The organism is Saccharibacillus sp. CPCC 101409, from assembly GCF_030518235.1.
Classification (GTDB): Bacteria; Bacillota; Bacilli; order Paenibacillales; family Paenibacillaceae; genus Saccharibacillus.
This window is the reverse complement of sequence record NZ_JAULSA010000005.1, coordinates 313166-334988: the sequence shown is the minus strand read 5'-3', so window position 1 is coordinate 334988 and position 21823 is coordinate 313166. Positions and strand designations below refer to the sequence as shown.

The window sequence follows — 21823 nt, the reverse complement described above, 5'->3', positions numbered from 1 at the left end:
GTTACCAGTATACCGGTTTTTTCAACGCGCGAAACAACAAATTTGTCATGATTTACCGTGCACGATAAAGCGCCGAACGCCGGAACCCCGCCGGCAGGACGGCACACCTTGGACAATTAACCGATCGCCCCGCGCCTGAAACGGTCGAAATTCGATTTCCCGGGGCGGCGCCCGGTCATATGTAGGGCCGCTGCCCCCGCAACCGGAGAACGAGCGGCCTGTAAAGAAAAGCGTTTTTTACTTCGAAAACGGTTCTGCCTCCCGGCATCGGCGGTTTACTGCACGACTTCCGGATTCTGATGCTCCAGGATGCTGTGATGGATAATATCGAGCGCGTCTTCCGCTTCGAGAATACCCAGGCCGTCGCGAAGGACGATCACGGAATCGCGCTCCTGCTGCTTCAAGAACGCAAGCATGTCGGGGTACCATTTCATCACGATTTGCTCAAGTTTTACGGCTTCCATTTCCATAGTCGTCACCCTTTCTTTTCCGGAATCGTGTGTCAATGTCTGACTCGAATCACTGAAAAGCTAAACATGCGCTGCCTATGAACCCGAAGCGTCAAGCCTGCAAAACCGGGACTCCGAAGAATACCCGGAAACGGTACGCGTCCATTATAGCATAGAGATATAAGGAATTCGATTCTTCTCGCCCGCCTCAAACTTTCCGCCCCCCAAAAAAACAAAAAAGCGCCCGCAAGGAGCGCCAGACTGTTGAAAAGTTCCTGTTCTTAAAAAGGCGAAGCCGTGCGGAGGGGGAAGTTCAGTGAAGGAGCGACAGCGTTCGCCTTTGAAATTGGGAAGCCTCCTCTTCGATTAATTCCAGCTTCCCAATTTCAACACGCGACCGGAACGAACTTTCCCCGGAGCCTTCCGCTTTTTCAGCGAACGGAACCTTTTCAAACCCTGTCCGATCAAACCGAGCGCTTCCGAAACGAGCCCATTACACCGACCGTCTCCACGATATTCACAAACGCCCGCGGGTCCGCTTCCTTGATAATGCGCTTGAGTTCGGCCAGCTCGTACATCGTCGTCACCGTCATCAGCATGTCTTTTCTCGCGTGGGAAAAAGCGCCTTCGGCGGGGATGCGGGTCACGCCCCGCTCGATCTGGAGCAGCCGCGCAAGCATCGCTTCCGTATCGTCGGTAATAATGAAAAGAGTCACTTTCAAATGGCTGATATGGATCAGGTCGACCACCTTGCCGGTGATATAAATAGAGACCATCGACAGCAGGGCCAGATTCCAGTCGCCTTCCAAGTAGCCCATTGCCAGAATGACCAGCCCGTTGAGCGCGACAAGCACATTGCCGACCGGGAAATCGCGATAGCGCGTTACGATCGAGCCGAGAATATCGAAGCCGCCGCTCGACCCGCCCACGCGAAACGAGATGCCCGCCCCGATCCCGACCAGCACGCCGCCGAATACCGACGAGAGAATCGGGTCGCTGGCGACCGTCCGCTCGGGAATCAGGGCGATGAGCGCCGTAACCGCCGCGACGGACACGATGCTCAGCAGGATAAAGCGCCGTCCGAGCAGGAACCAGCCCGCCACCAGCATCGGAATATTGTAAACGAAGTAAAGCACGCCGACGGAAAAGGGGGTGAAATAACCCGTCAGCATCGCCAGACCCGATACGCCCCCGCTGAGCAGATGGTGCGGAATCAGGAACAGGTTGAATCCGGAAGCGATCAGCAGAGCGCCGATTGCGACCGTAACGAAATGACCGATGCGAATAAACAAAAATACCACTCCTGAAAAAGAAAATGAAAATCGTGAAAAATTGTGACTAATCTTTGAAAGCTTCACTAGCTTTTTTATAGTTTCTTATGGTATAATGATTTAGATGTTCTTGAGTAGATCTTTCTCGTTTCCGTAACCGTCAGCGGCTGAACGGAAGAATCGCGAGTAAAAGGCAGAACGGTATATTATGGCTCGGCTTTGCGGCTTCGGCCCGGCAAAAGCTCCTCCCTTGCCCAAGTGATGGTGTTCGGAAAACTTGGCTTAATGAGCGCTATGAGGAACCCTTCGGTTATCGATCGGTTGCGGCTACTTAAGAATACAGAATATGAAAGCGGCTTGTCCACAGAAAGTGGCGTCCCGCTCACAATAAAAGGAGCATGAATCTATTGGCAAATTTTGTAGACTTCGATTTGGAACCAAAAGTATTGCAAGCAATTACGGATATGGGCTTTGAGGAAGCAACGCCGATCCAAGCACAGGCGATTCCGATCGCGCTGACAGGAAGCGACATGATCGGACAGGCACAGACCGGTACGGGCAAAACGGCCGCTTTCGGCATTCCGATGATCAGCAAGATCGCGCGCGAAGAAGAAAAAATCTCCGCGCTCGTTATGGCTCCTACCCGCGAGCTGGCGATCCAGGTTGCCGACGAAATCGAGAAACTGGCACGTTTCAAAGGCATCCGCTCCCTGGCAATCTACGGCGGACAGGATATCGTGCGTCAGATCCGCGCGCTCAAAAGAAAGCCGCAGATCATTATCGGTACGCCGGGACGTCTGCTCGACCATATCAACCGCAAAACGATCAAGCTCGACGACGTGCAGACGGTCGTGCTGGACGAAGCGGACGAAATGCTCGACATGGGCTTCATGGAAGACATCCAGTCGATCCTGAAGCTCGTTCCGGAAGAACGCCAAACGCTGCTGTTCTCGGCAACGATGCCGGCCAACATCAAACGTCTGGCCGAACAGTTCCTGAGAAACCCGCAGCACGTATCGGTGATTCCGAAGCAAATCAGCGCTCCGCTGATCGAGCAGGCTTACATCGAAGTGCCGGAACGCCAGAAGTTCGAAGCGCTCACCCGTCTGATCGATATGGAATCGCCTGAGCTTGCGATCCTGTTCGGACGCACGAAGCGCCGGGTCGACGAACTGGCCGAAGCGCTCCAGAAGCGCGGCTACTCGGCGGACGGCCTGCACGGCGACCTGTCGCAGAACCAGCGCGACGCCGTTATGCGCAAATTCCGCGACGGCAGCATCGAAGTGCTGGTGGCGACGGACGTTGCGGCCCGCGGTCTCGACGTATCGGGCGTCACGCACGTTATCAACTTCGACCTTCCGCAGGACCCGGAAAGCTACGTGCACCGGATCGGCCGTACCGGCCGCGCCGGCAAAGAAGGCAAAGCGTGGTCGTTCGTAACGCCGCGCGAGCTGGATCACCTGAACTTCATCGAGCGCGTTACGCGTCACAAGATCGCCCGTAAGCCTCTGCCTACGATGAGCGAAGCGATCGAAGGCAAACAGCGTATTCTGGCGGAACGCATCCTGGAAGTCGTGCAGGACGGCGAACTGAACGAGTACAAAGCGATCGCGATCCAACTGCTGGAGCAGTACGATTCCGTAAACCTGCTGTCGGCGGCGATGAAGCTGATGACCGGCGAGAAAAAAGACTCCAAAGTCGACCTGACTCCGGAAGAGCCGGTACGCGTAAAGCGCCGCAGCAGCGGCGGTTACAAAGGCGGAAGCCGCAGCGGAAGCGGCGGTTACAAAGGCGGCAGTGGCAGCGGAAGCGGCTATAAAGGCGGTTACAAAGGCACTGGCGGCGGAAGCCGGAGCGGCGGTTACCAGGGCGGCGGAAGCCGGAGCAGCAGCTACGGCGGCGGCTACAAAGGCTCCAAAGAAGGCGGATACCAGGGCCGCGGCGGCAGCAAGCCTTCCTATCAGGGAGACCGTCCGAGCTCGAAGCGCGACAATTACGAAGGATAATTACGGATTGGCGGTTTATTGACGATTCGTTCCGAAAGGGCGGGGCCTCGCGGCTCCGTTCTTTTTTTGTAAGGACGGGCCCGCAGCCGCTCTTTATTTCGCCGACTTTCGCGGCGGTGAAATCGAAACGGTTCGCGGGGTGGTTTTTGCGCAGGGGAACCGGTATAATTAACAATCATACGGCAACCGCCGCGTCCCCGTGGGACGGGCACGGCGGGGGCGATTTTTTCGAGGAGGAATACCTGTTGGAATTTAGGGGGCTTACGGGAGGCATATACCGTCTGACCGAGTGGATCATGCGGCTGTCGGGGACGAATATACTCTGGGTCATTTGTTCGCTGCCGTTTTTGTTCATTGTCTACATGCGGCTGGCGATTCAACCGGAATTCGTGAACGAAGCGCTGACGCTCAACTGGGCGCTCGGGATTCTGGCACCGGTTACATTGTTTCCGGCTACGTCGGCAATGTTCACGGTGGTGCGCAAGTGGGTAATGGGCGAGCCGGACGTCAAGATCATGCGCACGTTTTTCAGGGGATACAAAGACAACTACAAGCAAAGTCTGGTCGGCGGCATTTTTTATACGATTCTGTTCGTCGTGATGTATGTAGACATTACCGTGTACATGGTGCAGTTCCGCAATCTTCAGTTGTTCGGCATCCTGATGCTGATTCTGATGATCCTGCTGTTCGTGTCGCTGTTCAACTTCTTCTCGATGGTGACGCACTATCATATGAAAATCGGCGGCATTTTGAAAAATGCGATTCTGCTGACGCTGCTGCGTCCGTTCCGCGTATTCTCGACGCTGCTCGGCGCGGTCGCGGTGCTGTACATCGGCTGGCGGATGCCGGTACTGTACTTTTTCTTCGCCGGAAGTATCATGGCCTGGTTCGCTTTCTTCAACTTCTACGCCACTTTCCTGAAGATGCAGGAGCAGGCGAAGAAGCGCGAAGAAGAGCAAACTTCCGACACCGAAAGCGAATTGATCGACCTCGGCAAAGAGAAAAAAGAGAAGTGACCGTTTCGTAACAAAAGGGCGCCGCGGAGTTTACATTCGCTTCGGTAAGCGCTATAATAATTCTACATCCTGCGATGTTCGTCTCGGTTCTTCGTTGTTTTGAACCAATGGATATGTCTCGGGAGACCTACATTAGACGCCGCAATGAAACGCCCTGTCTATACGACAAGGGGACTTCAGAGCCCGTTTTGCGGTCACCCACCTGCGATAGCAGGTTCGAGGCAATGTGATCGGACGGCAGAGCGGGACCTCTTTTCTTCAATGCGAATTGAAGAGAAGGGTTACATAAGCGAAGCGCCCTTTGTCCCGCGAGGGATCGAGCGTCCTTGCACCGGGAGTGCTCCCGGAGCGGGGACGTTTTTGCTGTGTTTTCCTTTTGTTCTGAATCGAACAATGCTAAACTAGGGGTTAGAGAGACGTGCAACGTAAAAGGAGGAAAGATCTTGTCGTTTAAACGTACACTGGTCGGTATCATCCGCAGTCAGGAAGGCACGAGCGACCGCGCGGCCGATCCGAATATGAAAACGAGATACTACAGCCTTTCGAGAGACAAAGCCTGGGAAGAAGTCAGCTCGACGCTGAAAAAGATTCCCGGCTACAAAGTACTGCACGAAGTTTCGGGGGTCGGAGAAATTACGCTGGAGAAACGTTCGAAGTTCGGGCGCACGATGGATATTACCGTTTCCGTCCTGGCGGTGGGCCCGGTCAAAAGCGCGGTCGATATCTACTCGGCTTCGCGCGGATCGCTCGGCGACCTGGGCGCGAACTATCGCAATATCTTGAGCCTGTTTGCGATTCTCGACAAAAAGATGTCCGCTCACAAGACAACGGGCTGAACACGGCCGGACAAAAAGAGAAGGCCGAATCCCATTTAAGCAAATCCGATTCCGTTTATGATGTAAGCGCACCCGCTCTGCGGATTTTCGCAGGCGGGTGCGCTTTTTGCTGCATGGGACGTTCGGGACTTACAGCAGTTCTTTGACGGCGGCGACCGCTTTCTCGTAATCCGGATGCTCGCTCATCTCGCTCAGGTACTCCACGTATACGATCTTGTCGCTTGGGTCCAGAACGAAGATGGCGCGCATATCGAGCTGGAGTTCTTTGATCAGCACGCCGTAGGCTTCGCCGAACGAACGCGATTTGTAGTCGGACAGCGTGACCACGCGGTCGACGCCGGCCGCCCCGCACCAGCGGGCCTGGGCGAACGGAAGATCGACGCTGATCGTTAGCACGACCACGTCGTCGCCGAGGCCGGAAGCTTCGTTGTTGAAGCGTCTCGTCTGCGCGTCGCACACGCCGGTATCGAGCGAAGGAACCACGCTGATCAGCTTGATCTTGCCCGCATAGTCTTTCAGCGAAGCTTCTTCGAGCAGATTGCGGTTCAGCGTAAAGTCCGGAGCCTGATCGCCGACCCGGAGTCCCGGACCGACGAGGGTAATCGGGCTGCCTTTGAATGTGGCGATGCCTGTTCGTTCTTGTGTCATCGTTAAGCGCCTCCTCGGATAAAGCATGGAATCATCGGGACGTTTGGATTTTCCCGTACGATTTTATTATAATATTTCTGAAAGAATGTTTGCAAAAAAAGCAGAAGTTTCGCAAAAGGAGAATGGTATGATCTTTGTCAGGTACGAGAAATGGAATCAATACCTCAAGCTTTATCCGGTCACGCTGCTGATCGCGCTTGCGAATATCGTCGTGTTTATTTTTATGGCTTCAAAAGGGGCTTACGGACGGAACGGATCGGGTCAGGAGCTGCTGCAGTACGGCGCTTTGTCGAATCTCACCCAGTATCCGGAGCTCGGCCATGTAGACGGGCCCTGGCGCTACTTCAGTTCGATCTTCCTGCACGGAAGCTTCGAACATCTGCTGTTTAACTGCTTCGCGATTCTTGTCTTTCTTCCTCCGCTGGAACGGCTGCTGGGACATGTGCGCTACGGACTGCTTTATCTGGCAAGCGGCATAGTGGCGAACCTGATCAGCATGGGCGCTTATAATCGTTTGGGCGAATACTTTATTACGGTCGGCGCTTCCGGGGCGATCTACGGCGGATACGGCGCGTTTCTGTATCTGGCGCTGTTCCAGCGTCAGAAGATGGACCAAGCGTCGCGCAAAACGGTCTATCTGCTGCTGGCGACCGGGCTTGTACTCAGCTTTATCACGCCGAATATCAATATCTGGGCGCACCTGGGCGGCCTGATCGGCGGATTTTTCCTGTACGGGGTGATGGTGAGGCTGCCGGTGGGGCGGCGGATCGGCTGACGCGGCGAGAATTGGATTTTGTGGCGGGGGAATCAGTCGAGAAAAGATTTGCGAATAGAGAACCCATAAGAAAACAGCTTTTTCCCTACCGGGAAAAGGCTGTTTGGCTTGCCGTGCTTTTATTGACGTTTGCGGGTCGGAGCTTTAGCGATAGAACTGCCATAGAATCAGCAGGGCGATCAAAAGAATCCAGAGAACGGCTGCGAGCGCAATTCCGATCTTTAGGCGCAAAGGCGGAGTTGGATGTCTTTTGAGTTCGAGCAGCAGGAGAATCAGGAAGATCAGCCCGGCAGCGGCGAAGATATCGTTAAGAATCAATTGGGGCAGGACTTCCCGGTAAGGACGTTCGTTCTGACTCAGCATTCGATACGCAAGCACCAGGATATTGACGACCAGAAGAGTTCCGCTGAACAGAAAAGCGAGTATTCGTATTCGCAGAGTTTTGGAGTATCGGTTCCGGACTTTGCGCCGGAAGAACCATACGAGAATCAGAATAGGGGGAACCAGCAGGAAAAACAGCAGAGCGCATACCGCAATCGCGGCCTGGACCGTCAGGATCGGGAGCGGCCGGTTTGCCGGCAGCGGAAGATAATCGGTCGTGTAGACGGAAACTCGCGTTACGCGGCCGTCCCGATAATCGAAATGAATCAAAGGCCAGGCATCCAGTGCCGCGTCGCCATTCACTTTCTGATATAAATACGGTCTGATCTGCCGGTATTGGCCTTCGTAGCCAACCAGATTGACGTTCACGGTGTCGACCGTTTCGGAAGCGACGCGCATCAGCGACAGATAAGGATAAACGCTCATAAAACCCTGCTCCGGACGTCTGGCTGTAATAAAACTGCCGGAAACCAGAGACGAATCGGGCAGGATTTCGGCGGTGGACGGGATATTCGGGTCTCCGAGCAAAGCGTGCGCCAGACCGTGAACCAGATTCGCTTCGCCGGCCTGATTGGTAAGGACGATAACGGCGAAACGCTGGTCGGTCGCCAATTCGAGACCGCTTGAGAACGCCTGGGTATTGCCGCCATGGCCCAGTGTGCGGGAAGCACCGGGGTATTCCCAGAATCCGTGAGCGATTCCGGGCATATAAGAATCGACTGAATGAGAAGAGCTCAGCATAAGCCGCAGCGTGTCCGGCTTGCGAAACAGCGGCGACGAGCCGCCGGGTTCCGGAAGAAAGGCAGCGGCAAAGCGCGCCAGATCTTCCGCGGTTCCGTTGCTGCCTCCGTTGGGATACATAGACATATAATTCCATGGACCTTTGGCAAACGCGCCTTTTTCCGCCGATAGATAACCCGTCGCTTTAAGCCGCTCCAGATCGGGGCGGTCTTTGAGTACGGATAAAACTTCGGTCTGCTTCATGCCCAAAGGAACGAGAATATGACGATTGACATATTCGTTGTAAGGCTCGCCGGAAACCCGCTCCACGATATAAGCGGCCAGGGAGTTACCGTAATTCGAATAAGCGACGTTCTCGCCGGGACGATAAATTTGCGCCGGTTCGGCCAGGAGCAGTCCCGCTTCGAGCGATTTCACTTGTTCGGGCGATGTATAAGCCATGTCGAACATGTACTCTTCGAATCCCGCCGTATGATTCATCAGATGCAGGAGGGTAATTGGATCGTCGTACTTCAGCCGGGTCAAAAAGCCCGAAGGCAGATACTTGCGAATATCGGCTTTCAAGTCGAGTTTGCCGCTTTCCTCCAGCTGCATGACCGAAGTCCAGACGAGCAGTTTGCTGATCGAACCCCATTCGAATACCGTTTCCGGCTCGGCAGGAATCCGTCGGTCGGCATCGGCGTAACCGTAAGCTTTGGACAGAACGATCCGCCCGTCTTTCACTACGGCGATCGAAGCGGCCGCGACCGTATGGCCGATATAAGGCTCGACGAAACGATCGATATATGCTTCCAGGCCGTCAAGCGGAATTCCGGAAGGCGTCGTTTGCGGCACGGACGACTGCGCCGATATGTTCGTCGAATGAAGCATCAGCAGAAAAGGCAGAATAAGCAGAATCAAAACGGCGCGCCGGAAAGACGTGGAAAAAAGCGAATAAAACAGCAGCGGCATAATCGGACTCCTTCGGCAACTGGAATAATAAACCCGGATTGTTGGTTTGTTAGTTATGTAATTAACCATATGATTTTAAAAGAAGATTGTCAAATTTTTTTTGTCGAATCGTACCGGACAAAACGCGTTGATACAAAAAAAGCAGCCCGCCAGGGCTGCTTGATAATCGTTTGAATAAAATGCCGCGGTAAATATGCGCGGCCCGCTTTAGTCGCGGTTGTTGAAGATGCCGATCAGGCGGACCAGTTCGAGCAGCGAGACGAGAGCGGCGGCTACGTAGGTGAGCGCGGCTGCGTTCAGGACGTTGCCTACGCCGCGTTCTTCTTCGTTATTGATATAGCCTTCCGACACCATGATTTCGCGGGCGCGGCTGCTGGCATTGAATTCGACCGGCAGGGTGATGAGCTGGAACAATACGGTGACGGCGAAGAACAGGATGCCGAGGCCGATCATGCCCGTTGCGTCAAACAGAAAACCGGCCAGAATGACGAAAGGAGCAACGCCGGAAGCGAAATTGACGACCGGGAAGATCTTGTGACGCAGCGTCAGCATCGGGTACAGCTCTTTGTGCTGAATCGCGTGGCCGATCTCGTGGCAGGCAACGGAAACGGAAGAGATGCTGCTGCCGTAATAGACGTCCTCGGACAGTGCGACGGTACGGTTGACCGGATTATAGTGGTCGGACAGCATCCCCTGAACAGGCACGATCTGTACGTCTTGAAGACCGTTGCTGTCCAGCATGCGGCGTGCGGCTTCGTAGCCGGTAATTCCGCTTGTTACGGGAACTTCTCTCCATTTGTTATACGTGCCTTTAACCCGGAATTGAGCCCAGATCGTGAGAATGAATGCCGGGATAATCAAAATGTACATAAAAACATTAAAACTCATAAACGTTTCCCTCCATTATAATCGAAAACCTTACATGGCCGGAATTACTGTCCAAGCAGAATCTTGATCGCTTCCATGCACGCGATTCCCTGCGGCATCAGTTGCGAGAACGTTTTGCGCGCCTGTGCGGGCCCGAGATCCTTGAGCAGAGGCTGGAGTTCTTTCAATTCTTTTTCCACCTGGGCCAGATGGCTTTCGAGCACGGTCAGCTTCTCGGAGACGCGTTCGTCTTCCGTCGCTTCGCCCCATTTGTCGAGTTTTTCCCGGATTTCTTCCAATGTAAGTTTTTCGTTTTTCAATTCGTGAATACGCTGCAAACGAAGCAGGGTTTCCGAACTGTAGAGCCTGTAGTTGGTCATTGAACGGTCCTGCGGCCGGATCAGGCCCAGTTTGGTGTAATAATCAATGGTCCGCTCGCTCGTGCCCGCCGCTTTGGCCAACTCGCCGATCCGAAACAATTTCATATCCCCATTGCCCTCACCCTTTCCTGAAAACTAACAAAAGTAAGCTGCTGTAAAAAGATAGGTTTGACAAATTTAATTATAGCCAATTCAAAGCGTACAGTCAAACGTTACGGTTTACAAAAACGCGTTAATGCGGCATAGCTTTATCGTTCGAAAAAAAATCATGAAATAAATTCTGTTTTTTTATGAAAATGTACTTGTCAGCTTTCTTGCCGCGGTTTATAATGACACCAAGAGTTTCACATTGTGTTAGAAAAAATAACATGAAGAGGGCGTGGGGAAATGACAAAGAAATGGTGGGCAGGGCTTGGAGCGGCGCTGGCGGTAACGGCGTTTCCGCTGAGCGCATACGCGGCGGAAGCGGAAGCACCGACGGCGGATATGCTGCAAAACGGCGTGAATATGGCATTCGTGTTTCTGGCGGCGGTACTGGTTATCTTTATGCAGGCCGGTTTCGCTTTGCTGGAAGCGGGCTCGGTGCGCATGAAGAACGCCGGCCACGTGGCGGGCAAGACCATCCTGTCGTTCGGCGTGGCGAGTCTTGCGTTCTGGGCATTCGGCTTTGGTTTCGGTTTCGGCAACGGCAACGGATTCTTCGGTCTGAGCGGTTTCTTCTTCGGCGGAGAAGGCATGAGTTCTTCGTTCGATTCCGTTAACGGCTTCGGACTTCCGGTTTCCCTGATGTTCCTGTTCCACCTCGCGTTCGCGGCGGTGTCGCTGGCGATTGCCGGCGGCGGACTGGCCGAGCGCGCCAAACTGAGCGTCTACATAGTGTTCGGCGCGATCTTCACCATCATTATCTATCCGGTCATCGCGCACTGGGTCTGGGGCGGCGGCTGGCTCGGATCGCTGGGCATGCAGGACTTCGCCGGTTCGACGGTCGTCCACCTGACGGGCGCCACGGCGGCTCTGGTCGCGACGATCATGCTCAAGCCCCGTCTGGGCAAGTACGGCAAAGACGGCAAACCCAACAGCATTCTCGGACACAACCAGGTGCTGTCGGTACTGGGCGTTATCATCCTGTGGGTCGGCTGGTTCGGCTTCAACCCGGGCAGCGCGCTGACGGTCATGGACGGATTTTTCGGCTACGTCGCCCTGACGACCAATATCGCGGCTGCGGCCGGCGGCGTCGCGGCGCTGCTGATCTCCTGGGTCGTATTCGGCAAAGCCGATATCCCGAGCATGCTCAACGGCGTGCTGGCGGCTCTGGTCGCAATCACCGGCTCGTGCGCGTTTGTCGCTCCCTGGGCGGCGGTCGTGATCGGTCTGGTCGCAGGCGTGCTGACCTTCTTCACGGCGCAGTGGTTTGAAAAAGCGGGCGTCGACGATCCGGTTTACGCCTTCTCGGTACACGGGATCGCGGGCATCTGGGGCGCGCTTTGCACAGGATTCTTCGCAGTGCCGGAACTGTCTTCCGCAAAAGGTCTGGGCCAGGCGGGCCTGTTCTACGGCGGCGGTCTGCACCAGCTCGGCGTTCAGGCGCTGGGCGTTATCGGAACGCTGGCGTTCGTCGCCGCTGTGACATTCGTCGTATTCTTCGTCTTGAAATCCACAATGGGCATCCGCGTGACGGAAGAAGAAGAAATGATGGGGCTGGATATCAGCGAACACGGCAACTACGGTTATCCGGAACAAATGAAAATGGCGGGGGACACCACGTTCCACGGGCCGACGAATCCCGATCCGAACGGCAAACGCACGACGGCCAATCCCAATTTGACTTAAATCGAGTTGCTTTTTGAAAAAATTCCCTTTAGCAGCGCGTCCAATAAGGACTGTATCGGGTAATGAAACGCAAACAAGGAATGGGAAAGGGGGACGCCGGTGAAACCGCACGAATCGTACACGGACCACTTATTCACGGACAACGAACACGGATTGCGGATCGCGTCCCCCGAAGAACTTCGCGCAGAGCGGGTGATCCTGCAGCGCAAACTGCTTGAAAGCCGCGGCGATGCGGACGAGATTGCCTGGAACCGGGCGGTCAACGAAATGCACGATGCGCTGATGAAGCGGGCTGTCGCCTTATGCGAGCGGGAGATGGGGGAGGCGGGCTACGGTCCGCCTCCCGTCTCTTATGCGTTCGTCGTTTTCGGCAGCGCGGGCAGACGGGAGCAGACGCTCTGGAGCGACCAGGACAACGGGCTGATCCTGTCCGACGATCACCATGAAGCGAAAGACGTTTATTTTGCCGAATTCGGCCGACGCCTGACGGATATTCTGGAAACGGCCGGCTACGAGAAATGCGAAGGGAAAGTGATGTGTTCCGAAGCCAGATGGCGCAAGTCGTCGTCCGAGTGGGCGAAGCAGCTGGAAGAATGGCGCGGCGACCTCAGCTGGGAACCGGTCCGCTATCTGATGATTTCGTCGGATCTGCGTTTTATCGCCGGAGAAGCGGAACTGGCGGAAGATTGGAAAAAAGAGTTCTACGACGGGCTGCGCGGCAACACGGAACTGCACGCCGCCATTCTGCGCAATACGGTCCGCCACAAAAAAACGCTGAATGTGCTGGGCCAGGTCATGACCGAGCGCTTCGGCGATCATGCCGGCGATTTCGACGTCAAATACGGCATCTATATTCCGCTGGTCAACGCGGTCAGATGCCTGGCGCTCCAGCACGATATCGAAGAGTCGTCGACGCTGCGGAGACTGGAGCGGCTGATTCAGTTCGAAGCCGCTTCGCTGCCTCTGGTGGAACCGACGCATGAAGCGTTCAAAGTGGCGCTGCGGCTGCGCGGCATGACATCCGTGCGCGAAGAGAGCGGACTGCTGGGCAGCAGCGGTTATCTGCCGAACGAAGAATTGAAGAAGAAAGAGCGGTTTTACGAACTGCGCGAAGGATTGGTTCTGGTACGCAAACTGCACCGCGTCCTTCAGCGTCAGCTTCGATTTGCGGAAAGGAGACGCGCATGAAAGAGCCGGCCGGGTCGAGAAGCGGGTTTTGGAATATGCTGCGCAGCGGGGGCGTGCCCTCGGCGGTAGCCTCGGTATTCGGCGGGCAGAGCGCCCAGCAGATGGCGTTTATCCGCTCGCTCAGCCGGGACCAGCGCCGGCCGGAAGCGCTGATCACTCCGCTGACGGAGCTGGAGACGGTCGTGTTCGATCTGGAAACGACGGGTTTCAATTCCCAGCACGGAGACGAAATCCTGTCGTTCGGAGCCGTGAAGATGAAAGGGCAGCGCGTACTGGAGCAGGAAACGTTCTACTCGCTCGTCAATCCGCGCGCGGATATTCCGGCGCATATTACGGAACTTACGGGCATCACGCCCGATATGGTGCGCGAAGCGCCGCCGCTGATCGAAGCGCTGCACGACTTTATGGCGTTTATCGGCGACGGCGTGCTGGTCGCGCATGCCAGCGCGCACGACAAAGCTTTTCTTAATACGGCGCTCTGGAAAACGTCGAAAGCGCATTTGACCCATCGGGTGATCGACACGATGATGATCGCGCGGCTGCTGAATCCGGCCAGATCCGGCTACGGGCTGGACGAACTGCTGGAGGAAGAAGGGATCGAGATCCGCGAGCGGCACCACGCGCTGGGCGACTCGCTCATGACCGCGAAGCTGTGGGGAGGATATATGAACCGCGTGCGCGAAGAGCAGATTTCGACGCTCGGCGATCTGTACGCGAGACTCAGCCATACGTAAACGGGCAAAACAAACCGATCGATCCCCGTCCGCGCGGGACTTTTTATAAGAAGCGGACGCGACAAAAAAAGCCCGCAAGCCGGTCTGCCGCTTGGAAGAGCGGCGGATACGGCTGCGGACGGATGCCGCTTCGGGGACGGCGCGGACGAGATAGAAAAGCAGGCAGCGGGTCAGGCGCTACGCCGCGAATCGGCCGCAGGGCCGGTGCGCATGCCGCCCGCTGCGAAGTACCCTGAACCACCCGCAGGTTGATGAACGGAAATTGCGCGTCCGGCGCGGGACCGGAGTTCGTGCGGAACCCGGTACCCGCCTTATGGGGCGCGCCGTATTTCCCTCATGCCCTGCCACCCATGTTTACCCCTCTCATAATTGGGCTTTCCGCTGCGGCGGGAAGCCGCTTTTTTTGTTTACCCGTTAATGGTTGAGCAGACCGGGACGCGGTTCGGAAACCGCAGCCGGGACGGCCGGTTCCTGGCCGAGCAGCGCGTAGCGCATACTGTCGACCAGCGCTTCCCAGCTCGCTTCGATCACGTTGCCGGACACGCCGACGGTGCTCCAGGTATTTTCGGTATTGCGCGATTCGATCAGCACGCGGACTTTGGACGCCGTCGCTTCGTTGTCGTCGAGCACGCGGACTTTGTAATCGCTCAGATGCATATCCGTCAACTGCGGATAGTACTGCAGCAGCGCTTTGCGCAGCGCGTTGTCGAGCGCGTTGACCGGACCGTTGCCTTCGCCGGCCGTGTACAGGCTTTCGCCGCCGACGCGAAGCTTGACGAACGCTTCGGATACGACCGGGCGGCCCGCCGATTTCTCGACCAGCATCTTGAACGATTCGAACACGAACAGCTCGCGCACCTCGCCGCCGGCTTCGCGCAGCAGCAGTTCGAGCGAAGCGTCCGCGCCTTCGAACTGGTAGCCCTGGTGTTCCAGCTCTTTGATCCGTCCGATCGTTTCGGAGGCCTGCGGGCTTTTGGGATCGAGCGTGACGCCCAGTTCGGCGGCTTTGGAGATCAGGTTGCTTTGTCCCGCAAGCTCGGACACGAGCACCCGCTGTTTGTTGCCGACGAGTTCCGGCGCGATATGCTCATAGGTGCGCGAATCGCGCAGGATGGCCGAGACGTGAATGCCGCCTTTGTGCGCGAATGCCGCGGCGCCCACATAAGGCTGGCCCGCCGGCATATGCACGTTGGCGATCTCTCCGACATAGCGCGCGACCGACGACAGCTGCGCCAGCCTGTCGCCGGGAATACACTCCAGGCCGAGTTTGAGCTGGAGATTCGGGATTACCGAGCACAGATTGGCGTTGCCGCAGCGCTCGCCGTAACCGTTGATCGTGCCCTGGACCTGGAGCGCGCCCGCGCCGACGGCGCTGAGCGCGTTCGCCACCGCCAGCTCGCAGTCGTTGTGGGTATGGATGCCGAATCGGGAGTCCGGCATCTTGTCGATCAGCGAGGAAAGGATTGCGCCGATCTCGCCGGGCATGGTGCCGCCGTTGGTGTCGCACAGCACGAGCCAGTCCGCGCCGGCGTCCGCCGCCGCACGCAGCACCGACAGTGCGTAATCCGCGTTGTTTTTGTAGCCGTCGAAGAAATGCTCGGCGTCGAACAGCACTTCGAGCCCGCGCTTTTTCAAATAGGAGATCGAATCGGCGATCATCGCCAGATTTTCCTCCAGCGTTGTTTGCAGCGCCGTGTGAACGTGGAAGTCCCAGGCTTTGCCCACCAGCGATGCCGCCTGCGCGCCCGACTCGGCGATGCGGCGCAGATTCTCGTCGCCCTCGGCCGAAGCCCCTTTGCGCCGGGTGCTGCCGAATGCTACGATCTTCGCCCGCAGGCCCAGCGTCTGCACGCGGCGGAAGAATTCGATGTCTTTGCCGTTGCTGCCCGGGTTGCCCCCTTCGATATAATGAACGCCGAGCTCGTCGAGCTTGACGGCGATCTTCAGCTTGTCGTCCGCCGACAGGCTGATCCCTTCCCCCTGCGTACCGTCTCTTAGCGTCGTATCGAAAATGCTGATGGACCGTGTCATGGAACTGCCCCTTTCGGTCGGTATTAATTGTCGATTATAACATGAACGCGTTAAACCGGTATAGTGTGCAGTGGATTAAATTTGCGGTAAAATGAAGGGGGAAAACGGCGCTTCACTTTTGGGAATGTGTAGAAAAAGTCCAAGTTGTAAAGAAAAGAGCGCGGCGGCGCCGAGTAAATTCCGTTAGCGTAGGCTTCCGAGATGTCTTTCTTCGAAAGAATTTAGGTCGCTTGTTGAAACCAGGAAGATTGATTAGATTTAAGCGGTATCTTCCCGGTTTCAATAGTTTACGCTTCCGAGGTGACTTTCTGCGAAAGTCTGTAGAACGCCAGGTCTCCTTCGCAAAACTTTTCCTCTGCCTCTGCTCTCTTTTCTTGAGAATGGACTTTCTCTACACATTGGCTGCGCTGCGCTCCGTTTTTTGGAGGCGGGAAGAGAAAAAGAAGAATAGACAAGAGCCAAGAGCGGCAAAGAGGCAAGCGAGAGTCAAAAGAAACGGGAAGGAGGGGAGCGGGTGACGGACGTGGATCGGTATTACCCGGCCAAAGGGCGGGTCATTTTGCATGTGGATATGAACGCGTTTTATTGTTCGGTGCACGAAGCCGAGAATCCGGAGCTGTACCGGGGCAGGATGACGGCGGTGGCCGGGGACAGCGAGAAAAGGCGGGGGATCGTCGTCACCAGCTCCTATCCGGCGAGAAAGGCGGGGGTGCGGACGGGAATGACGGTGCACCAGGCGCTGAAACTTTGTCCGTCGCTGACGCTGATTAAACCCGATTTTCGATTGTACAAAGCTTATTCGCGCGCGTTCAGGGAGATTCTGTACAGCTATACCCCGATGATCCAGGCGACTTCGATCGACGAGTGTTATATGGATATTACCGGCTCGAAGCAGTTCGGCACGCCGATGCAGATCGCGGAAGAGATCCAGCGGCGCATCGAGGACGAATTGTCGCTGCCGTGCTCGATCGGGGTGGCGCCTAACAAGCTGCTGGCGAAGATCGCTTCGGATATGAAAAAGCCCAACGGCATTTCGGTGCTGCGCATCCGCGATCTGCCGCAAACGCTGTGGAACCGCCCGTGCGGCGAACTGTTCGGCGTCGGGGCGAAAACGGCGGAGAAGCTGAACCGGCTCGGCATCCGCACGATCGGCGAGCTGGCGCAAACGGACGAAAAAAGGCTGGAGGCGTCGTTCGGCGTGTTCGGCGCCTGGATGAAGCGGGCGGCGAACGGGCAGGACAACGCGGAGGTGCATCCCGAGCGCGAGCCGAGCAAGTCGGTCGGGCATACGACGACGCTGCCCCATGACGTTACGGATAACGACGAAGCGTTGAGAGTGCTGCTCAATCTGAGCGACCAGGTCGCGCGGCGAATGCGCAGGCAGGAACTGCTGGCGGGCGCGGTGCAGATCACGATCCGCACGCCGGAGATGAAGACGATCACAAGATCGCGCACGCTGGAGATCCCGACGGAGGCGGCGGACGATATTTTCCGCGAAGCCAAGGCGCTCTATTTGAAGCACTGGGGCGCGGACCGTCCGGTGCGGCTGCTCGGCGTGGCGGCGCAGAGTCTTTCCGACAAAAAGTCGGCTGCGATCCAGCTCGACCTGTTCGATTACGAGCGGCAGCCGAAGCGGGAAAAGCTGACCGAGGTGATGGACAAGCTGCGCGATAAATTCGGGGACGACGCGCTGATGACGGCGGGTATGCTGGGCGAAGACGGCATCCGGCGCATCAAGGCGGGGCGGACGCCGGGCATTTCTTTCCACGGCGAAAGAAACAAAGACGAGGAAGACGAGTGAAAGGAAGCCGAGAATCGGGCCCAGAAGCGCATTGAAATAAAAAAGGGTTTATATTATAGTTATAGGGATAAAGGTTCCGTAGAGAGTCTTATTTCAGGGAAATCGGCGCAGCCGATAGACAGTATATAGGAGGGAATTACACATGGCGAAGTATACCTGGGTTGACAAGGATACTTGTATTGCCTGCGGCGCGTGCGGCGCGACCGCTCCGGATATTTACGATTACGACGACGAGGGCCTTGCGGAAGTGATCTTCGGCGGCGATTCGAACCACGGCACGACGGAAATTCCGGAAGACATGCACGAAGATATGCTGGACGCCTGCGACGGATGTCCGACGGACTCGATCGTGATCGCGGACGAACCGTTTAACAAAGAAGGCTGATTCGACTCGCAAGCGCCGAATACAGGGCAGATCCGAGATCAAGCGTCTCTCTCCTGAATGCTCAGGCGGGGAGGCGCTTTTTTGGCGGGTTTTGCCGGAGGAGGCGCCTGGCGCGTAAGGAGCGGAGGGTCATGAAGCGTTTTCCCCATTTGAAAAAATACGTGCGCGAGCATCCCGATAATAAAATGGCCTGGTATCTGCTGGGCAAGGAATACGAGGCCGACGGACAGCCGGGCAAAGCGAATTACTGCTTCAACCAGGCGCGCGAGATCTACGAAGCGTACGAACACGCCCAGGTGCCGGAAGATATTCTGGAAGAGTACGAAGCCAAGCTGCACGAAGCGGCGAAGCGGCGCGACAAAAAGGCCGCGAACCGCCGCAGATGGCTGCTGCTGGGCGTGCTGCTTCTGCTGGCGGGCTTCCGCAACGCCGAGGCGCCGGGGATCTCGCTGCCGTCGCTGTCTGCGAAATCGGCGCCGACCGCGGCGGCGAACGTATTTACGGCTGTCGAGAGCGGAAGCCCCGCCGCGCTGGGCACGGCCGCCGCGCAGTATATGCGAAGCGGCGGAGATTCGTCCGCGCATGTGCTGGGCTTGGGCCGCAAAGGGAAATGGCTGATCTGGAACCGGAAACTTCCGGTGACGGCGGATCTTGCGCCCGGCGAAGCCGCCGGAGAAAGCGTGCTGCGCAGTTACGATCCCAAGACGTGCGACTGCAAGCCGCCGGATTCCGGGAAACTCCGCCGCGCCGCGGCGGCCTGGGCCGGCGAGCAGGAAAGCCTGGCCGCGCTGGGCAGCGCGATGACCGCTTATCGCGCCAGCAGCGGCAAGCTGCCGGATAGTCTGGAACAGCTGAAGCGGCCGTTTCCGGACAATACGATCTCCGGAGCCACGCCGGAGATGCGGCGCGCGTTCGACAATCTCGGCATTATGCTGAAGCGGGAGGCCATGGGACAGTCGCCGCTTCCGCCGAGCGGCGAACCGGTGTCGGCGGCTTCGCTCGGCGGCGTGCCGTACTTTACGGAGCCGCTGGAGATTATCGTGGACCGCGGCCGCCATCGCCTGGCGGTCGTCAGCGGCGAAGTGCTGCTGCGCAATTACGAAGTGGGCCTGGGCGGAGACAAGACGCCGGCGGGAACGTACACCGTCACCGACAAAGTGGTGAACCCGAACGGGCGGTCCGACGGCGAGTTCGGCAGCCGGGGGATGCAGCTCTCGGATACCGACTACGCGATCCACGGCACGGACGACCCGGACAGCATCGGCGGCGACGAATCGCACGGCTGCGTGCGGATGAACCAGGCTGATATCGAGGAATTGTTCGATCTCGTGCCGTCCGGCACCCAAGTCACGCTGACCGACAACAAACTGCCCGAGGAAACGGTCGTCCCCGGACAGCGTTTTCAGTCGCAGAACCGTCAGGACCAGACCAACGACCGTAAAGTTTATAAATGGCTGAACTGAGTGAAAGTCCTGCTGTCGGAGCGTGAAACAAAGCGAAAGCTGCCCGGAACCCGGCTTATCGCGGAGCGGCTTTCGTACACGGGCGGGCTCAGCCCTGCGCCCAGACGAGCAGCGCGCTGACCACAAGCACGAACAGCGCAATGCTGCCCCCGATCCAGAGAGCGGCTTTGCGGTTAACTTCTTCTTTCTTCTGTTGAATGGCGGGCGGTTTGCGTTTGGCGGCCATTTGAATCTTCTCCTTTGCTGGTCGTAGTCGGATAAAGAGCGGAAAGAGTCCGCGTCGCGGCATCCCGCCGCCAGCCCGCAGGCCGGCTTCGAATTCCTTCCTTCTCTTTATTGTAAGATTCTTTTCGGCAAAACACCACCGGATTTCTTGACGGAATTTCTTCGGGCCGGGCCGGCGATTCATGCCCGCGCCCGATTCGCGCCGTGCAGCCCGCACCGCGAACCCGCGGCACAACAGTGCTTTTTGAAGCGCTCGGATTGTCGAGAAACGATTGGATGTAAACCTAATTAGGTAGGTTCGATTGGAAGGAGAGGTCGGGGAAAGGGCTGTAGAAATAAAGCAAGCGGCAATAAGAATCCAAATAGCTGCGTATAGGCCCTTATTCAGGCTTGATCTTACGTTTTCGAGCAAATAACTGCACGGATACATCTATTTTGAGCTTTTCCGCTTCGATTCGGTCTTTGGCTGCCGAATAGCTGTACCTGCGTAGCTATTTGAAGAAATCGAAGGGTTTCGCCCCAAATAAGTGTACCTGTGCCGCTATTTTCCGGTTGGAACAATACCCGGCTTTCTCGATAGCCTGAATGCTTTTTGAAGCGCTTTTCTTTTAACGGGGTTCCGGGTAAAATTAAGAGAGTTACGGCGCGCCGATCGGGCGCCGCGGCGGAGCTTCCGAAAGGAGGTCCGTCTTCGGCGCGGCCGGCGCTCCGAGTAGAGAATGGGAGTGAACCGCTTGCTGTATCGAAGTGTTGCCAAACCGCTGTTTTTCCGGATGGACCCTGAGAAGGCCCATCATCTGGTCATCGACGGCATGCGCCGGGCGGCGGCGTCGCCCGGCGGACTGCCGCTGCTGCGCGGCATGTACGGCGTCAAGCCCGACGAATCGCTGGCCGTCGAAGTGGCGGGACTGTCTTTCCCTTCGCCGGTCGGACTTGCGGCCGGACTCGACAAGAACGCCGAAGCCGTTCCCGGATTTTCTTCGATCGGTTTCGGCTTTATGGAAGTCGGAACGGTCACTCCGCTCGCCCAGCCCGGCAACGAGCAGCCCCGGCTGTTCCGGCTGCCGCCGGACGGCGCGCTGGTCAACCGGATGGGCTTCAACAATGAAGGCGCGGAAGCCATGGCCGGTCGGCTGGCGGCGCTCAAGAGCCGTCCCGTGCCGATCGGCGTGAATATCGGCAAGAACAAAGTTACGCCGAACGAAGAGGCGCATCTCGATTACGAACGCTGTATCCGCACGCTGTATCCGCATGCCGATTTCTTCGTGGTCAATATCAGTTCGCCGAATACGCCGGATCTGCGCAGGCTGCAGCACGGCGACGAACTGAAGCTGCTGCTGTCGGCGGTGGCGGCCGAGCTGTCCCGCCAGGCGGGCGATGCAAAGCCTAAGCCGGTATTCGTCAAGATCGCGCCGGATCTCGGCGACGAAGAACTGGAGCAGACCGTGGATACGATCGCGGCCGGAGGCGTGTCGGGTCTAATCGCGACCAACACGACGCTGTCGCGCGAAGGGCTGGCGCACGACAACCGCAGGGAAACCGGCGGCCTCAGCGGCATGCCGCTGAGAGCCCGGTCGACCGAGATCGTGCGGCGCGTCTACGCGCAGACGAACGGCCGGCTGCCGATCGTCGGCAGCGGCGGCATTTTCACCGCCGAAGACGCGTATGCGAAGATTCGCGCCGGCGCGAGCCTGGTCGAAATCTATACGGCGCTGATCTATGAAGGACCGGAAGTCAACCGGGCGCTGCATGAGGGACTCAAGCGGCTGCTGCGCACGGACGGGTTCACCCATATCTCCCAGGCGGTCGGCGCCGACCACCGTTAAAAGGGTGAAGGAAGACGAG

At 57.2% G+C, this 21823-nt stretch carries 19 protein-coding genes and 1 other RNA gene; 12 read left to right on the top strand and 8 right to left on the bottom strand.

Going from position 1 to position 21823, the window contains the following annotated elements; translation table 11 throughout:
- Nucleotides 1–275: 275 nt before the first annotated feature.
- Both QWJ34_RS14135 and QWJ34_RS14130 read right to left on the bottom strand, forming a co-directional pair.
- Entirely contained in the window at nucleotides 276–470 is a 195-nt protein-coding gene (locus QWJ34_RS14135) for a hypothetical protein (RefSeq protein ID WP_302728816.1), read from the bottom strand.
- A 443-nt stretch (nucleotides 471–913) separates the two neighbouring features.
- Nucleotides 914–1741, bottom strand: a complete 828-nt coding sequence (locus QWJ34_RS14130) for a YitT family protein (protein ID WP_302728733.1) — start codon at nucleotides 1739–1741, stop codon at nucleotides 914–916.
- Between the two features lie 386 nt (nucleotides 1742–2127).
- On the opposite strand from QWJ34_RS14130, the gene cshA reads away from it, so the two are divergent.
- The 4 genes from cshA to QWJ34_RS14110 all read left to right on the top strand — a co-directional run bounded on the left by cshA (nucleotide 2128) and on the right by QWJ34_RS14110 (nucleotide 5578).
- Nucleotides 2128–3726: a degradosome RNA helicase CshA gene (cshA, locus tag QWJ34_RS14125; protein ID WP_302728731.1), complete on the top strand. Its 1599-nt coding sequence runs from the start codon at nucleotides 2128–2130 to the stop codon at nucleotides 3724–3726.
- Nucleotides 3727–3971: 245 nt separating this feature from the next.
- The gene (locus tag QWJ34_RS14120; RefSeq protein ID WP_302728729.1) at nucleotides 3972–4742 is read left to right on the top strand and encodes a YesL family protein; all 771 of its coding nucleotides are present in this window, start codon (nucleotides 3972–3974) and stop codon (nucleotides 4740–4742) included.
- A gap of 63 nt (nucleotides 4743–4805) precedes the next feature.
- A non-coding RNA gene (gene ssrS / locus QWJ34_RS14115) (6S RNA) lies at nucleotides 4806–4995 on the top strand.
- A 190-nt stretch (nucleotides 4996–5185) separates the two neighbouring features.
- Nucleotides 5186–5578 carry a DUF1499 domain-containing protein gene (locus tag QWJ34_RS14110; protein WP_302728728.1) on the top strand — a complete coding sequence of 131 codons (393 nt, stop codon included), beginning with the start codon at nucleotides 5186–5188 and terminating at the stop codon, nucleotides 5576–5578.
- 129 nt (nucleotides 5579–5707) lie between these two features.
- Here the strand turns inward: QWJ34_RS14110 and tpx are convergent, their stop codons facing one another.
- Complete coding sequence (tpx, locus tag QWJ34_RS14105) at nucleotides 5708–6226, bottom strand: thiol peroxidase (protein ID WP_302728726.1); 519 nt, start codon at nucleotides 6224–6226, stop codon at nucleotides 5708–5710.
- Between the two features lie 127 nt (nucleotides 6227–6353).
- Here tpx and QWJ34_RS14100 point away from each other — a divergent pair, with 127 nt between their 5' ends.
- Nucleotides 6354–7001 carry a rhomboid family intramembrane serine protease gene (locus QWJ34_RS14100; RefSeq protein WP_302728724.1) on the top strand — a complete coding sequence of 216 codons (648 nt, stop codon included), beginning with the start codon at nucleotides 6354–6356 and terminating at the stop codon, nucleotides 6999–7001.
- Between the two features lie 144 nt (nucleotides 7002–7145).
- Here QWJ34_RS14100 and QWJ34_RS14095 read toward each other — a convergent pair whose 3' ends face one another.
- The 3 genes from QWJ34_RS14095 to QWJ34_RS14085 form a co-directional block, all read right to left on the bottom strand.
- Entirely contained in the window at nucleotides 7146–9074 is a 1929-nt protein-coding gene (locus tag QWJ34_RS14095) for a serine hydrolase domain-containing protein (protein WP_302728722.1), read from the bottom strand.
- Nucleotides 9075–9281: 207 nt separating this feature from the next.
- Complete coding sequence (locus QWJ34_RS14090) at nucleotides 9282–9962, bottom strand: zinc metallopeptidase (RefSeq protein WP_302728720.1); 681 nt, start codon at nucleotides 9960–9962, stop codon at nucleotides 9282–9284.
- 44 nt (nucleotides 9963–10006) lie between these two features.
- On the bottom strand, nucleotides 10007–10426 hold the full coding sequence (locus tag QWJ34_RS14085; RefSeq protein WP_302728719.1) for a MerR family transcriptional regulator: 420 nt from the start codon (nucleotides 10424–10426) through the stop codon (nucleotides 10007–10009).
- 282 nt (nucleotides 10427–10708) lie between these two features.
- On the opposite strand from QWJ34_RS14085, the gene QWJ34_RS14080 reads away from it, so the two are divergent.
- From QWJ34_RS14080 to QWJ34_RS14070, 3 genes are all read left to right on the top strand, one after another.
- A complete protein-coding gene (locus QWJ34_RS14080; RefSeq protein ID WP_302728717.1) occupies nucleotides 10709–12151 on the top strand; it encodes an ammonium transporter in 1443 nt (480 codons plus the stop codon).
- A gap of 153 nt (nucleotides 12152–12304) precedes the next feature.
- Nucleotides 12305–13339, top strand: coding sequence for a DUF294 nucleotidyltransferase-like domain-containing protein (locus tag QWJ34_RS14075; RefSeq protein ID WP_483314273.1), 1035 nt, complete (start codon nucleotides 12305–12307; stop codon nucleotides 13337–13339).
- Complete coding sequence (locus tag QWJ34_RS14070) at nucleotides 13336–14073, top strand: exonuclease domain-containing protein (protein WP_302728715.1); 738 nt, start codon at nucleotides 13336–13338, stop codon at nucleotides 14071–14073. The genes QWJ34_RS14075 and QWJ34_RS14070 overlap by 4 nt, the downstream gene beginning before the upstream one ends.
- Nucleotides 14074–14487: 414 nt before the next feature.
- Here QWJ34_RS14070 and cimA read toward each other — a convergent pair whose 3' ends face one another.
- Entirely contained in the window at nucleotides 14488–16104 is a 1617-nt protein-coding gene (cimA, locus tag QWJ34_RS14065) for a citramalate synthase (protein WP_302728713.1), read from the bottom strand.
- Between the two features lie 514 nt (nucleotides 16105–16618).
- On the opposite strand from cimA, the gene QWJ34_RS14060 reads away from it, so the two are divergent.
- From QWJ34_RS14060 to QWJ34_RS14050, 3 genes are all read left to right on the top strand, one after another.
- Nucleotides 16619–17905 carry a DNA polymerase IV gene (locus QWJ34_RS14060; protein WP_302728711.1) on the top strand — a complete coding sequence of 429 codons (1287 nt, stop codon included), beginning with the start codon at nucleotides 16619–16621 and terminating at the stop codon, nucleotides 17903–17905.
- Between the two features lie 142 nt (nucleotides 17906–18047).
- A complete protein-coding gene (locus tag QWJ34_RS14055) occupies nucleotides 18048–18290 on the top strand; it encodes a ferredoxin (RefSeq protein WP_302728709.1) in 243 nt (80 codons plus the stop codon).
- A 131-nt stretch (nucleotides 18291–18421) separates the two neighbouring features.
- A complete protein-coding gene (locus tag QWJ34_RS14050; RefSeq protein ID WP_302728707.1) occupies nucleotides 18422–19753 on the top strand; it encodes a L,D-transpeptidase in 1332 nt (443 codons plus the stop codon).
- A gap of 88 nt (nucleotides 19754–19841) precedes the next feature.
- Here the strand turns inward: QWJ34_RS14050 and QWJ34_RS14045 are convergent, their stop codons facing one another.
- The gene (locus QWJ34_RS14045) at nucleotides 19842–19979 is read right to left on the bottom strand and encodes a hypothetical protein (RefSeq protein ID WP_302728706.1); all 138 of its coding nucleotides are present in this window, start codon (nucleotides 19977–19979) and stop codon (nucleotides 19842–19844) included.
- 733 nt (nucleotides 19980–20712) lie between these two features.
- Between QWJ34_RS14045 and QWJ34_RS14040 the strand changes: the two genes are divergently transcribed.
- Nucleotides 20713–21804 (top strand): quinone-dependent dihydroorotate dehydrogenase, encoded by a 1092-nt coding sequence (locus QWJ34_RS14040; protein WP_302728705.1) that lies wholly within the window; start codon nucleotides 20713–20715, stop codon nucleotides 21802–21804.
- Nucleotides 21805–21823: the final 19 nt, after the last annotated feature.

Coding starts and splice junctions, on each gene's coding strand:
- QWJ34_RS14095 (WP_302728722.1), bottom strand. CDS start 9,074: ATGCCGCTGCTGTTTTATTCGCTTTTTTCCACGTCTTTCCGGCGCGCC.
- QWJ34_RS14085 (WP_302728719.1), bottom strand. CDS start 10,426: ATGAAATTGTTTCGGATCGGCGAGTTGGCCAAAGCGGCGGGCACGAGC.
- QWJ34_RS14100 (WP_302728724.1), top strand. CDS start 6,354: ATGATCTTTGTCAGGTACGAGAAATGGAATCAATACCTCAAGCTTTAT.
- QWJ34_RS14135 (WP_302728816.1), bottom strand. CDS start 470: ATGGAAATGGAAGCCGTAAAACTTGAGCAAATCGTGATGAAATGGTAC.
- QWJ34_RS14050 (WP_302728707.1), top strand. CDS start 18,422: ATGAAGCGTTTTCCCCATTTGAAAAAATACGTGCGCGAGCATCCCGAT.
- cimA (WP_302728713.1), bottom strand. CDS start 16,104: ATGACACGGTCCATCAGCATTTTCGATACGACGCTAAGAGACGGTACG.
- tpx (WP_302728726.1), bottom strand. CDS start 6,226: ATGACACAAGAACGAACAGGCATCGCCACATTCAAAGGCAGCCCGATT.
- QWJ34_RS14055 (WP_302728709.1), top strand. CDS start 18,048: ATGGCGAAGTATACCTGGGTTGACAAGGATACTTGTATTGCCTGCGGC.
- QWJ34_RS14045 (WP_302728706.1), bottom strand. CDS start 19,979: ATGGCCGCCAAACGCAAACCGCCCGCCATTCAACAGAAGAAAGAAGAA.
- QWJ34_RS14070 (WP_302728715.1), top strand. CDS start 13,336: ATGAAAGAGCCGGCCGGGTCGAGAAGCGGGTTTTGGAATATGCTGCGC.
- QWJ34_RS14080 (WP_302728717.1), top strand. CDS start 10,709: ATGACAAAGAAATGGTGGGCAGGGCTTGGAGCGGCGCTGGCGGTAACG.
- QWJ34_RS14090 (WP_302728720.1), bottom strand. CDS start 9,962: ATGAGTTTTAATGTTTTTATGTACATTTTGATTATCCCGGCATTCATT.